The sequence below is a fragment of the Achromobacter sp. Root565 genome (genome assembly GCF_001427425.1).
GTDB lineage: Bacteria > Pseudomonadota > Gammaproteobacteria > Burkholderiales > Burkholderiaceae_B > Achromobacter > Achromobacter spanius_D.
Genome location: NZ_LMGO01000001.1, coordinates 1,885,122 through 1,897,668, shown reverse-complemented (window position 1 = coordinate 1,897,668; position 12,547 = coordinate 1,885,122). Strand labels below are relative to the sequence as shown.

Annotated in this window: 12 protein-coding genes; 11 read left to right on the top strand and 1 reads right to left on the bottom strand. The window is 66.5% G+C overall.

What is annotated here, in order from left to right; all coding sequences use genetic code 11:
- Window positions 1-67 precede the first annotated feature (67 nt).
- Entirely contained in the window at window positions 68-1,003 is a 936-nt protein-coding gene (locus ASD71_RS08490; RefSeq protein WP_235512050.1) for a LysR family transcriptional regulator, read from the bottom strand.
- 106 nt (window positions 1,004-1,109) lie between these two features.
- Between ASD71_RS08490 and ASD71_RS08485 the strand changes: the two genes are divergently transcribed.
- From ASD71_RS08485 to ASD71_RS08435, 11 genes are all read left to right on the top strand, one after another.
- Window positions 1,110-2,474, top strand: coding sequence for an LLM class flavin-dependent oxidoreductase (locus ASD71_RS08485; protein WP_082578829.1), 1,365 nt, complete (start codon window positions 1,110-1,112; stop codon window positions 2,472-2,474).
- 11 nt (window positions 2,475-2,485) lie between these two features.
- Window positions 2,486-3,850 (top strand): acyclic terpene utilization AtuA family protein, encoded by a 1,365-nt coding sequence (locus ASD71_RS08480; RefSeq protein WP_235512049.1) that lies wholly within the window; start codon window positions 2,486-2,488, stop codon window positions 3,848-3,850.
- Between the two features lie 15 nt (window positions 3,851-3,865).
- Window positions 3,866-4,177: a DUF4387 domain-containing protein gene (locus ASD71_RS08475; RefSeq protein WP_056561978.1), complete on the top strand. Its 312-nt coding sequence runs from the start codon at window positions 3,866-3,868 to the stop codon at window positions 4,175-4,177.
- Window positions 4,178-4,261: 84 nt separating this feature from the next.
- Window positions 4,262-5,437 (top strand): ABC transporter substrate-binding protein, encoded by a 1,176-nt coding sequence (locus ASD71_RS08470; RefSeq protein WP_156395100.1) that lies wholly within the window; start codon window positions 4,262-4,264, stop codon window positions 5,435-5,437.
- Window positions 5,438-5,457: 20 nt separating this feature from the next.
- Complete coding sequence (locus ASD71_RS08465; protein WP_056561976.1) at window positions 5,458-6,321, top strand: branched-chain amino acid ABC transporter permease; 864 nt, start codon at window positions 5,458-5,460, stop codon at window positions 6,319-6,321.
- A gap of 7 nt (window positions 6,322-6,328) precedes the next feature.
- The gene (locus ASD71_RS08460) at window positions 6,329-7,336 is read left to right on the top strand and encodes a branched-chain amino acid ABC transporter permease (RefSeq protein WP_235512048.1); all 1,008 of its coding nucleotides are present in this window, start codon (window positions 6,329-6,331) and stop codon (window positions 7,334-7,336) included.
- Window positions 7,333-8,130: an ABC transporter ATP-binding protein gene (locus ASD71_RS08455; protein WP_056561972.1), complete on the top strand. Its 798-nt coding sequence runs from the start codon at window positions 7,333-7,335 to the stop codon at window positions 8,128-8,130. Before ASD71_RS08460 ends, ASD71_RS08455 begins: the two co-directional genes overlap by 4 nt.
- Window positions 8,117-8,830, top strand: a complete 714-nt coding sequence (locus ASD71_RS08450) for an ABC transporter ATP-binding protein (RefSeq protein ID WP_056561970.1) — start codon at window positions 8,117-8,119, stop codon at window positions 8,828-8,830. Before ASD71_RS08455 ends, ASD71_RS08450 begins: the two co-directional genes overlap by 14 nt.
- 21 nt (window positions 8,831-8,851) lie before the next feature.
- Window positions 8,852-9,655, top strand: coding sequence for an N-acyl homoserine lactonase family protein (locus ASD71_RS08445; protein ID WP_056561968.1), 804 nt, complete (start codon window positions 8,852-8,854; stop codon window positions 9,653-9,655).
- Between the two features lie 58 nt (window positions 9,656-9,713).
- Complete coding sequence (locus tag ASD71_RS08440) at window positions 9,714-11,117, top strand: MmgE/PrpD family protein (protein WP_056561965.1); 1,404 nt, start codon at window positions 9,714-9,716, stop codon at window positions 11,115-11,117.
- Between the two features lie 143 nt (window positions 11,118-11,260).
- Window positions 11,261-12,151: a LysR family transcriptional regulator gene (locus ASD71_RS08435; RefSeq protein ID WP_056561963.1), complete on the top strand. Its 891-nt coding sequence runs from the start codon at window positions 11,261-11,263 to the stop codon at window positions 12,149-12,151.
- The last annotated feature ends 396 nt before the right edge of the window (window positions 12,152-12,547 follow it).

The following is a 12,547-nucleotide window of genomic DNA, read 5'->3' as shown; positions in this document are numbered from 1 at the left end:
CGGCGGGGAACCGGCCACAAATTGTGTTCCGGTATGCGTCTATTACGTACCGTTATGAATGACGGACTCAGACCGGTTCGGCAAGCTGCTCGCGAAAGTGCTTGCGCAGGTAGTCCTTGAAGGCTTGCGCGGCGGCGGACAGCTCGGCCCGGCGCGACAGGATGCAGCCCCAGTGGCGGGTGGCGTCCAGGTCCTGGATCTCGATCAGCACGCGCGACGACTGCGCGTTGCGCTGGACCATGGTGCGCGGCAGGAAGGTGACGCAATTGCCGGCGTCGATCATGCCGAGCAGCGTGGGCAGGGTCGACGCCGTGGTGTGCTCGAAGCTCAGCCCCTGCTTGGCGAATTCTTCCGTCAGGTGCTTGCGCAGCGACAGGTAGCGGTCCAGGAACATGATCCGGTAGGGCGCGATCATCGACAGCGTGACGCTGGCATGCGCGGCGAGCGGATGGCCGGCGGGCACGACGAGCATGACCTTTTCCTCGGCCAATGACTGGAACTGCAACCCGCGCTGCTTGGTGTCCAGCGCCGCCACGGCGAAGTCCGCCGCGTCCTGTGTGATCGCCTGCACCACCAGCGCATAGGGCAGGTCCCGCAGCACGACCTGGATGTCCGGATAGCGCTGCTGGTAGTCGTGGATCAGACGCGGCAGCACCGTCGCAGCCAGCATCGGCGTACACGCCACCACGATGCGGTGGCGGCCGGTTTCGGCGCTGAGCTGGAACTGGCGCATGACGTCGCGCAGCCCCGCCAAGGCGGCTTCGGCTGCGTCCCGCAGGCGGATGCCCTCGGGCGTCGCGCTGACCTGGCGCGTGGTCCGCTGCAGCAGCTTGGTGCGCAGCTTGTCTTCAAGCCGTTTGACGCGATTGGTGACGGCGGGCTGGGACAGATGCAGCTTGCGCGCGGCTTCGCTGAAGCTGCCTTCGCGCACGACCCAGAGAAAGGTTTCCAGCTCGGAGAGTTCGAGCCGGGTGAGGGCGGACGGGTCGTTGGATTGATTCATGGTGGTTATAGATGTATCACGCCGCGGAAATTGTGCATATCCGAGTCGACACCAATACTGAGCCCACTTCGACCTCTTCACGAACCCACCGGAAACCGGAAAAGCAATGAGCACAACCGCCCGTCAAATGGCCCTGGTGGCCTTCCTGCAAGCCCAGAATTGCTCCAATTATGTCGGCTCGTGGAGAAATCCGTCGAGCATGACCGACTATCTGACGCCGGAGTACTACCAGCGCATCGCGAGGACGCTGGAAGACGGCTGCTTCGACATGGCGTTCTTTGACGACCGCCTGGCGATGCCGGATATCTACAACGGCAATCACCACGAGACCGTGCGCCACGGCGTGCGCGCCGTGAAGCTCGAACCCACGGCGGTGCTGATGGCAATGGCGATGGCCACCCGCCACCTTGGACTGGGCGCCACGTACTCCACGACCTACTACGAACCGTTCCACGTGGCCCGCCTGTTCGCGACGCTGGACCTCATGACCAAGGGCCGCGTGGCCTGGAACGTGGTCACCTCGATGAACGATTCGGAAGCCGCCAACTTCGGCCACACCGAACACCTGGAGCATGACCTGCGCTACGACCGCGCAGATGAATTCATGGAAGTGGTCATGGGCCATTGGGACACCTGGGAAGACGACATCATCGTCGCCGACAAGGCCGAAGGCTTCTTCGCCGATCCGGACAAGGTGCGGCGCTTGGACCACGAAGGGCGCTTCTTCCGGTCGCGCGGCCCGCTGACCGTACCGCGTTCGCCGCAGGGCAACCCGGTGATCCTGCAGGCCGGCCAGAGCGGGCGCGGGCTGGCGTTCGCGGCGCGCTGGGCTGAAGTGGTGTTCGCCAAGTACCCCACGCTGGAAGGCGGCATCAAACAGTATCAGGCACTCAAGGACGGCGTGGCCAAGGCCGGCCGCAATCCCGACGACCTGAAGGTGGCCGCCGAGGTCAAGATCATCGCCGCCGAAACCGAAAGCCTGGCCCGCGAAAAGCGCGAGATGATCGCCGGCCTGTCGCGGCCCATCGACGGCCTGACGATGATCGGCGAGACGGCCAACATCGACTTTTCCGGCCGGCCCTACGACCAGCCCTTCACCGACGCGGAGCTGGCCGCGATGTCCTGGCAGAGCCTGCGAGACAAGGTCGTCCAGGTGAGCGGCAAGAAGAATCCGTCGGTGCGCGACTTCGTCGAGGCGTCGGGCCGCGGCACGCTGAACGACGGCCCCGTCTTCTGCGGCACCGGCGAGCAGGTGGCGGACATGATGGAAGAGTGGTTCAGCAAGGGGTGCGATGGCTTCGTGTTGTCGGCGACTGCGGTGCCCGGCACGTACGAGGAGATCGTGCGGCTTGTCATTCCGCACCTGCAGAAACGCGGCTTGGTGCGCAAGGAGTACGCCAGCGGCACGCTGCGCGGCAACCTGGGCCTCTCGCGGCCGCGCGCGGGCGACTGGAAGGCCGGCAGCCGCTAAGGACCACGGACATGACCACTCAAAGCGTGCGCATGATGTCGGCCAGCGGCATTCTGGGTTACGGGTTTCCGGAGGCCTCGATCAAGGCGGCCATGGAGCTCAAGCCCCACATGGTCGGTGTGGACGGCGGTTCCAGCGATCCCGGTCCGCATTACCTGGGATCCGGCAAGACATTGAATTCCCGCCTGGCCATGAAGCGCGACCTGTCGCTGCTGCTGCGCGCGGCCATTGGCAACGGCATCCCGATGATGGTGGGCACGTGCGGGGGCGCTGGAGGCGAGCCGCACCTGCAGGCCTGCGCCGACATCGTGCGCGAGATCGCCCGCGAACATGGCCTGCATTTCAAGATGGCGCTGATTCACGCCGAGCAGGACCCGGCCGTGATTCGTCAAGCCATCGCCGAGGACCGCATTCGGGCGCTAGGCACGGCGGACGCATTGACGGCGCAAGAGGTCGACGACGCGGTGCGCATCGTCGGCATGATGGGTCCGGAGCCGTATCGGCAGGCTTTGGCCGAGGGGGCGCAGGTGATCCTGGGTGGGCGGGGCACGGACCCGGCGCCTTGGGTGGCGCTGGCGATGCACCACGGTCTGCCCGAGGCGCCCGCCTGGTATGCCGGCAAGATGCTGGAGTGCGCGTGCAACGCCGCGATCCCCAAGAAGCACGATTGCCTGATGGTCACGGTGGGCGAGGACTATGTGGAGGCCGAGCCGCTCAATCCAGAATTGCGCTGCACGCCGCTGTCGGTGGCGGTGCAGGCGCTGCACGAGAACGCCAGCCCCGTACTGCGCTATGAGCCCGGCGGCTGCGTTGACACCCGCGATTGCGAGATCCGGCCGGTGTCAGACCGCCGTGTGCGGATCACGGGCATGAAGTGGGAGCCTCAACGCTACACGATCAAGCTGGAAGGCGTGAAGCGGGCGGGCTACAGCGCGGTGGCCTTTGCCGCCACGCGCGACCCGGGCCTGATCGGTCAGGCCGACAGCTTCCTGGACTTCGTGCGCACATCCACGGCGACGAAAGTCACGGCCCTTGGACTGGACCCCCAGGACTGGAAGCTGGTGCTGCGGGTCTACGGGGCAAACGGCGTGATGGGGGCCTGGGAACCGAACCCCGGTTTCCTGCCGCAAGAACTCGCCATCGTGGCGGAAGTCGTGGGCAGGACGCAGGAGATCGCCAATGCGGCGCTGTCGCTGGCCCGCGTGACGCTGCTGCATTCGGACTTTCCGGGGCGCATGTGCCGCGAGGGAAACATGGCCTTTCCGTTCTCGCCGTCGGATATCGAGCGCGGTCCGATCTACGAATTCTTCATGCAGCACGTGATCGAAGTGGCTGATCCGCTCAGCCTGTTTCCCATCGAATACGAAACCGTCTGAGCGGGGAGAGCCGACGTGGCCAGACTGAAAGACATTGCCAAGGCCTGCAAGAGCAAGAACGCCGGGCCGTTTTCCATCACGCTGGACATCATGTTCGATGACCCGGCGTTGTTCGAGCGCGTGCGCGCCACCGGCGTCGTCAGCGCCGCGCTGATTGCACGCCTGTACGGCGTGCGTGAGCAGGATGTGCTGTTCACCGAATACCCGCCCGCGCTGGCGTGGAAGGCGACGTTGCCGCGGCCTGTGGCTTCGGGCGCGGTGGGCGACGTGGACGTGTACGGCGCGCAGCAGCACGCGCCGCTGCTGGATATCGAAATTCCCCTGTGACGCCGGACGGCCGTCCGCGGCCGTCCCCAGCGCACGACACCTGATGTTCACGCACTGACTACACAAAAAAGACAGGAGAGAGACATGAATCGAATTTGCAAGGTGGTGCTGCCCCTGGCGTTAACGCTGCCCGCCGCGGCCATGGCGCAGGACACGCTGAAGATCGGCGCACTGGTGACGCTGTCGGGCGCAGGCGCCGCGTGGGGCCAGGCGCTGCTGTACGGCGCCGAACTCGCGGCCGACGACATCAACGCGCAGGGTGGCTTGGAGGTCGGCGGCAAGAAGTACAAGATCAGCGTCATCCCCTATGACGACAAGTACCAGTCGGCCGACGCGGTCACGGCGGCCAACCGCCTGGTCAGCGACGACAAGGTCAAGTACATCATCGGCCCGATGGGGTCCGCGCCGGCGCTGGCCGTGCAGCCGGTCACCGAGCGCGAGAAGGTCATCATCATGACGCTGGGCTTCACCAACAAGGCGCTCAGCCCGGAAAAGCCGTACTCCTTCCGTCCCAATCTGACGACCGAGGAGACGGCGCCGCCGATCATCGCGTGGCTGGTCAAGCGCTTCAATCTGAAGAAAGTCGGCGGCCTCTTTCCCAACGACGAGTCCGGGCAGCAGATTTCCAACGACCTGGCCAAGGCCTACGAAAAGGCGGGCGCCGCGCTGTCGAGCAAGGAATTCTTCGAACGCCAGCGGGTGGACATGGTGCCGCTGCTGACCCGGATGATCAGTTCGGGCATCGACGCCATCGAACTGGACGGCAACTCGCCGGCTACCGCGGGAATGATCGTGCGGCAGGCGCGGGAGCTGGGTTTCAAGGGGCCGATCGTGCGCAATGGCGGACCGGCCACGCCCGAGATCGTGGCGGTGGCGGGCAAGACGGCGACCGAGGGCATGATGGTCACGTCGCTGCAGGATCCGGAAAACAAGGAGGTGGCGCATTACGCCCAGCGCTACCAGGACAAATACAAGAAGAACATGAACGGATTCAGCCCGGCCTTCTACGACGGCACGCACATGCTGTTCAAGGCCATGCAGAACGCGGGCACCGTGGCTGACAGCACCAAGGTGCGGGATGAGCTTGCCAAGCTGAAGGACTACAAGGGCATCCAGGGCATCGTGAACTGGAGCGGCAAGGCGCGCTATGGCATCGACCATCAGGTCGCCTCGCCGTTCTTCATCTCCGAGGTCCGTAATGGCCAGGAAGTCACCGTGGCGCGTTGCGATATCGACAGGTGCGTCGATATCCAGAAATAAGCCGGCGAAAGGGGATTTCCATGTCCAACTTGTTAGCCCAGGCGCTGGTCAATGGCGTCATCATCGGCCTGCTTTACCTGCTGATGGCGGTGGGGTTCACGCTGGTGTTCGGCGTGATGCGGGTCGTCAACTTTGCGCACGGCCAGTTCTACATGGTCGGGGCGTTCGCGACCTACGTTCTGATGAGCCACTGGCAGGCGCCGTTCCTCGTGGCGTTGCTGGGCGCCTTCGTCGTGACAGCGGCCCTGGGCTGGCTCGTGGAGTGGGCCGTGCTCAAGCCCTTCCGCCACGATGAGCTCAACGGCATGATTGCAACCATCGGCGTGGGGATGATCCTGCAGTCGGTGGCGCTGGTGGTGTTCGGACCAGACTCGCAGATCATGCCGCAGGTCGCCGAGGGCGTGTTCCACCTTGGCACGGTGATCATCCCGGCGTCGCGGCTGTACGTCGCGGTCTGCTCGGTGATCGTGCTGGCGGTGCTGTATGGGTTTCTCATCCATACGCGGCAGGGCAAGGCGTTGCGTGCTGCGGTGCAGGACATGGAGATCGCGACGGCGCAGGGCGTGCGGGCCAAGCTGATGTACCCGCTGGGCTTCAGCATCGGCGTGGGGCTGGCGGCGATCGCGGGGGCGCTGATGGCGCCGCTGTTTTCGGTCTCGCCCTTCATCGGCAGCACGCCGCTGCTCAAGGCCTTCATCGTCGTGATTCTTGGCGGGCTGGGCAGCGTGCCGGGCGCGGCGGCGGCTAGCCTGCTGCTGGGCGTGTCGGAAAGCCTGGCCAGTTCCTTCATGAGCAACAGCCTCGCGGAAATCCTGATCTTCGCGCTGGTGATGGGCATCCTGGTATTGCGGCCCGCCGGGCTGCTGGGCAAGGCGGAGGCGTGAGATGGATATGAGCAAAGCCGTGTTGCCGTCGATACCGCCGGGCCAGACCGAATCGCAATCCCTGATCCGAGGGGCTGCCGCGCCGCAACCGCTGGGGGTGGTGGGCCTGGTGGGCCTCGCGGGACTGGTCTGCATCCCGTTCCTGCTGAATCAGGCCTTCACCTATCACCTGGCCATCTTCATCTGCATCAACACCATCGTCGTGACATCGCTGTCGGTACTGGCCAGGGCAGGGCAGATCTCGCTGTGCCACGGCGCACTGGCCGGCATCGGGGCCTATGCGTCGGTGTTCTGCGTCAAGGGCCTGGGGCTCCCGTTCGCCGTCGGGATCGTGGCGGCAATGGCCGCCGCAGGTCTGGCCGCCTATCTGCTCGGGCGCATCGTGCTGCGATTGCAGGGCGTGTACTTCGTGCTGGTGACCTTTGCCTTCGGCGAACTGTTGCGCCTGGTGCTGCTGGAATTCGGCGATGTCACGGGCGGCGCCAACGGCATCACCAACATTCCCCCGGCCGCCATCGCCGGTTACGTCTTCCTGGACAAACCGGCGTTCTATGCGCTGGCGGCGGTAATCGCCATTGCCGTGCTGGCGTTCTTCCGCGGGTTTTACGCGTCGCCGGCAGGCGAGGCAGTGGACGCTGTCGGCGAGAACCCGGCGCTGGCCGAGTCCAGCGGCATCGGCGTGCGCCGGACGCAGCTGTTCGCGTTCACGCTTGCCAGCGTCTTCGCCGGGCTGGGGGGCGCGCTGCTGGCGCATTACGTCGGCTACATCTCGCCCGAGTCGTTCAACATGCACCTGTCGGTCGCACTCATCATCATGATGGTGGTCGGCGGGCGCAGATACCTGCTGGGCGGGCTGGTGGGCGCGCTGGTCATGACGCCGCTGCCCGAGTTCTTCCGCGGCGCGGTGGAATCGCAGGACATCCTGTACGGCGTGGCATTGATTCTGATGTTGCGGTTCCTGCCGCAAGGGCTGGCCGGCATGCGCCTGCCGCGTAAATGGAGGAAGCAGCCATGACGACGTCAACGACTTCGCGGCCCCTGCTTGAGGTCAAGGGCCTGTCCAAGCGATTCGGCGGCCTGCAGGCGGTCAGCGGCCTGGACCTGCATGTGGCGCGGGACGAGGTGGTGGGATTGATCGGCCCGAACGGCGCCGGCAAGAGCACCGCCTTCAACCTGATCAGCGGCACGCTGATTCCCACGGCGGGCCAGGTGGTGCTGGAGGGCGCGGACATCACGGGCAAGGCGCCCAGCGCGGTGGTGCGGCGCGGCCTGGCCCGTACGTTCCAGTCGACCTCGGTCTACCAGGGCGCCACGGTGGCGCAGAACCTGCTGCGCGGCGCGCTGTCGACGCTGCCCGGCTCCGTGTGGACGCACACCGTCACCACCCGCGCCCGCAAGGCCGCATTGCAGCGCGTGGCGCGCGAGGTGGACGAGATTCTGGAGTTGTCCGGGCTGGGGCCGTACCGGGACGTGGCGGCGGGCGGGCTGGCCTACGGCCACCAGAAACTGCTGGGCGTGGCGATCGGCTTTGCGACCAATCCCAAGATCCTGCTGCTGGACGAGCCCGCCGCCGGCCTGAATGGCGAAGAGTGCGCCGAACTGGGCCGGCTGCTGCAGCGGCTGCGCACGCATCGCGGTATTTCCGTGCTGTTCGTCGAACACCACATGGCCGTGGTGATGGAACTGTGCCATCGCATCTATGTGCTGGTGCAGGGGCGCAAGATCGCGGAAGGCACCCCGCAAGAGATCCAGTCCAACCCTGCCGTGATCGAAGCCTATCTGGGAGCCCCCGACTATGCCCATGCTTGAAGCCCAATCCATTGCCGTGCGCTACGGCCAACTGGAGGCCGTGCACGACGTGTCGCTGCAGGTCGGCGACGGCGAGATCGTGGCGCTCGTGGGATCCAACGGCGCCGGCAAGTCCACGACGCTCAAGGCGATGATGGGACTGAAGACGCTGGCGCGCGGCGACCTGCGCTGGGATGGCCAGTCCATCGCCGCCATGCCCGCAGCGGGCCGCGTGGCGCGCGGCATCGCGCTGTCGCCCGAGGGCCGGCGCCTGTTTCCGCGGATGACGGTCATGGACAACCTGGAACTGGGCGCGTACACCACGCGTTGCGCGGCCACACGGCGGCGCACGCTCGACATGATCTATGGACTGTTTCCGCGCGTGCAGGAGCGGCGCGCGCAGATGGCCGGGTCGCTGTCGGGCGGCGAGCAGCAGATGGTGGCGATCGGCCGGGCGCTCATGGCCCAGCCGAAACTGCTGCTGCTGGACGAGCCGTCGTTGGGCCTCGCGCCCAAGGTGATCGCGGAAATTGCCCAAGCCGTCGAACGGCTGAACCGGGAATCGGGACTGTCCATCGTGCTGGTCGAGCAGAACGCCCGGCTGGCCATGCGGCTGTCGCACCGGGCCTACGTGCTGGAGCGCGGCGAAGTCGTGCGCACCGGTACGGGCCAGGAACTGCTTGAAGACGATTTCGTAAGGCAAGCGTATCTTGGCGTATAAGGGCGTAGGAGGCGCCCGGCCATGACCGACAACTTACCCTGCTATGAAGTCTATGCGCTGCGATACGCGAGCATGACCCGTCCGGCCTCGCACAATTTCATCCTGCACGACGCGCACGATGGCACCGTGGAGATGGACTTTTACGTGTGGCTGATCAAGCTGGACGACACCGCGATTCTGGTGGACACCGGCTTTGGCGAGCGCGGCGCGACGCAGCGCGGCCGGCCGCTGGACTGCTGCCCCATCGACGCGCTGCGCCATCTTGGCGTGCGGCCCGAACAGATCCGGGACGTGATCCTGACGCACCTGCATTGGGATCACGCCGGCAACCTGGACAAGCTGCCCAATGCGCGGTTTCACCTGCAGGAGGCCGAAGCGGCGTTTGCGACGGGCCCGTGCATGTGCCAGCCCGTGCTGCGCCGCGCGTTCTCGGTCGAGGATGTCTGCGAGTTTGTGCACCGGCTGTACGAAGACCGCGTCGAGTTCCACGATGGCGACGACGTGCTGCAACCCGGCATCGAACTGCTGCGCATCGGCGGCCATACCAAAGGGCTGCAGGCGGTGCGGGTGCATACGGCGCGCGGGTGGGTAGTGCTGGCCTCGGACGCCGCGCATTACTACGACAACGCGACGCTGAAGCTGCCGTTTCCAGTGGTGGTGGATGTGGAACAGATGCTGGCCGGGCACAAGCGCCTCTTGAAGCTGGCGGGATCGGTCAGCCACTTCGTGCCGGGCCACGATCCCCAGGTGCTCAAACGCTATCCCCGTCTGCCAGGCGACCTGCCCGTGCCGGTCGCCGTGCTGCACGAAAGCCCCCTGGATTGAACACCCAAGCGGCGCGCCCGCCGGGCGCACCGACTCTCACATTGGAACCCTGGTCATCATGCATGCAACCTCCAATCTGCGCGCCCCGTCATCCAGCCTGGCGCTGGGCCTGGCCCGCTTCGCGCGCGGCCTGACGCTGGAATCGCTTCCGGCGGCGGTGCGCGAAAAATCGCTGCTCCACATCATCGACGCCATCGGGCTGGGCCTCGCCGCGCATCAGTTCGACTTCGCCGGACCCGGCCTGGCCGGCATCCGCGCGGCCGGCGCACCCGGCGATGCCACCGTCATCGGCGGCGGCCCGGCCTTGCAGGCCCGCGACGCGGCCATGGCCAACGGCTACCTCATGCACGGGCTGGATTTCGACGACACGCACCCCGGCGCCATCGTGCATCCCTCGGTGGCGTGCCTGCCCGCCGCGCTGGCGCTCGCCGAGACCCGCGACCTGCGCTGGGGCGAGTTGCTGAGCGCCTACGCGATCGGCATGGAGGCGGCGATCCGCCTGGGCCGGTCCGTCAAAGGCGGCTTCCATCAGGGCGGCTACCACGCCACCGGCGTCGTGTCGCACTTCAGTTCGGCGCTGGTCGCCGGCAAGCTGCTGGGCCTGACCGAGGAACAACTCGTGGCCGCGCAGGGCATCGCGGCCAGCACCGCGTCCGGCGTCCAGGTGTTCCTGGAAGACGGCGCCTGGACCAAACGCCTGCATCCAGGCTGGGGCGCCTTTGCCGGCATCACCGGTGCGCAGATGGCGCAGGCCGGCTTCTTTGGCCCGCGCCGGCCCTATGAAGGGCAGTTTGGCCTTTACGAGACCCACATGCAGGCCCGCGCCGACCAGGTCGACGCCGATTCCGTCATCAGCGCACTCGGCCACGAATGGACGCTGCTGGAAACCTCGATCAAGCCGTACCCCGTCTGCCATTTCATCCACGGCTGCGCCGAAGCGGCGCTGCGGCTCCAGGCCACCATCCAGGACGCCGGGCGCATCCGCTCGGTCGCCTGCGAGCTGCCTGCGCCCACGCTGCCCATCGTCGCCGAGCCCGCGCACATCAAGACCCGGCCGCGCAGCGACTACGACGCCAAATTCAGCGTGCAGTTCGTCGTGGCCGCCTGCCTGGCGCTGGGCCGCTTCACGCTGCAGGAACTGGCGCCCGCCCGGTTGTCGGATCCCGCGCTGCTGTCGCTTGCGGGACGCACCACCTGCCGCGCACAGGAAGCCACGGCGTTCCCGAAATACTTTTCCGGCGCGGTGACGGTCACGCTGCACGATGGCACGCAACTGCGCGAAGAAGTGCCCATCAACCTGGGCAGCGGTGAACGCGCGCTGCGCCAGACCGACATTGTCGACAAGTTCCGCGCCAATGCCGGCCTCACGCTGCCGGACGTGCGCACCACGCTGATCCTGGACGCCTTCCTGTCGGCAGAGCCGTCCACCCCGGTCCGTGACCTGACGAAACTGCTGGCCTGACCACCGCGCCTGGGACATCGGCGGGATGGGCAAGGACGGCCGGCCGCAGTATGCTAGCCAGCCGTCCAATGGCGGCCCGCCGCCGGCGGCGCCGCGCCCGCGGGCGATTCGCAACGCTGACCCCAACAAGAAGATGTCACGCCATGGACATGCGCCAACTGCGCTACTTTGTGACGGTTGCCGAAGAGCTCAGCTTCCGGCGAGCCGCCGAAAAGCTGAACATCTCGCAGCCGCCGCTCTCGCAGCACGTCAAATCGCTTGAAGAGGAAATGGGCGTGCAGCTCTTCCAGCGCACCCGCCGCGAGGTTCGGCTGACGCCTGCTGGGCAGGCCTTCCTGCGAGAGACCCGCATCCTGCTCGACCAGATGCGCACCGCGGTCAACGCCGCCGTGCGCGCCGGCAACGACGACTCCGGCGTGCTGAGGGTGGGCGTCGCGACTTCCGCACTGTTTCACCTGGTCTCCGTCATCCAGCGCCAGGTCGCCGCGGAATTCCCGGGCGTGACGCTGTCGCTGGTGGACATGGTGTCGGCTGAGCAGGTCAGGGCGGTATCGCTGGGCCTGCTCGACGCCGGCATTGTCCATGCCCGCCCGGAGCGCACCGAGGTACGGCGCCAGCTCATCCACCGCGAGCCCTTGGTCGCCGTGCTGCCCAGCCGGCATCCCTTGGCGCAGAAAGAAGGCTTTCAACTATCCATGTTGTCGGACGAACCCATGGTCGCGCTGCATCGCGAGCATGGGCCCGCGATCTACGACGCCATCGTCGCCTGCTGCCACGAGGCCGGCTTCAGTCCCGACATCCGCCACATGGCCCGCAGTCCGCTCACGATCTTCCAGATGGTCCGGCTTGGCCTGGGCGTGTCGATCGCGCCCGCCTCCTATGCCACCACGGGCTTTGCGGGCGTGGTGTTCCGCGAACTGCCGCAGAGCGCGGGACAGGTGTGCATGGAAATCATCTGGAGCGAAAAGCACGCCACGGATTTGACCCGGCGGGTCGTGGGGCATGTGGCAAAGCGCATGGCGCTGGACGCTTGAGGCCTGCGCGGGGGGGGGCGTGCTGTGGCCGGTGTCAGACACCCGGCAGCACCATCCGCAAATTCAAGCATCAGTGCATGAGGGTGTCAGACACCTGAATCAGTCCTACACACCACGAGCGCGCAGCGCAGGCCCGTGGACGCAAGATACCGCGTAAGCCCCACGAGGCCGCCCGCGCGGCCAATGTGGGGCGGGCCCCGCAAGCTGCTTCAAACCGACACCGACGCCAACAAGAACCTCAAGAACTCATCCCTCCCCAGCGCCCGTGAAGTTCAAACCACCAGAGCCCGGTGTGGCGGCGGCCTGGGGTGCGCGGGGCGTGTAGATGCGCCCGAGGGAATCTGAAGGGAAGGCCGAGAGGCCTGGACGAAGATGACGAAGGGGCAGTCCGGAGCG

Excerpts from the sequence above, each read along its gene's own strand:
- ASD71_RS08450 (WP_056561970.1), top strand. The coding sequence starts at position 8,117 with ATGCCCATGCTTGAAGCCCAATCCATTGCCGTGCGCTACGGCCAACTG.
- ASD71_RS08440 (WP_056561965.1), top strand. The coding sequence starts at position 9,714 with ATGCATGCAACCTCCAATCTGCGCGCCCCGTCATCCAGCCTGGCGCTG.
- ASD71_RS08435 (WP_056561963.1), top strand. The coding sequence starts at position 11,261 with ATGGACATGCGCCAACTGCGCTACTTTGTGACGGTTGCCGAAGAGCTC.
- ASD71_RS08465 (WP_056561976.1), top strand. The coding sequence starts at position 5,458 with ATGTCCAACTTGTTAGCCCAGGCGCTGGTCAATGGCGTCATCATCGGC.
- ASD71_RS08445 (WP_056561968.1), top strand. The coding sequence starts at position 8,852 with ATGACCGACAACTTACCCTGCTATGAAGTCTATGCGCTGCGATACGCG.
- ASD71_RS08460 (WP_235512048.1), top strand. The coding sequence starts at position 6,329 with ATGAGCAAAGCCGTGTTGCCGTCGATACCGCCGGGCCAGACCGAATCG.
- ASD71_RS08485 (WP_082578829.1), top strand. The coding sequence starts at position 1,110 with ATGAGCACAACCGCCCGTCAAATGGCCCTGGTGGCCTTCCTGCAAGCC.
- ASD71_RS08470 (WP_156395100.1), top strand. The coding sequence starts at position 4,262 with ATGAATCGAATTTGCAAGGTGGTGCTGCCCCTGGCGTTAACGCTGCCC.
- ASD71_RS08490 (WP_235512050.1), bottom strand. The coding sequence starts at position 1,003 with ATGAATCAATCCAACGACCCGTCCGCCCTCACCCGGCTCGAACTCTCC.
- ASD71_RS08455 (WP_056561972.1), top strand. The coding sequence starts at position 7,333 with ATGACGACGTCAACGACTTCGCGGCCCCTGCTTGAGGTCAAGGGCCTG.
- ASD71_RS08480 (WP_235512049.1), top strand. The coding sequence starts at position 2,486 with ATGACCACTCAAAGCGTGCGCATGATGTCGGCCAGCGGCATTCTGGGT.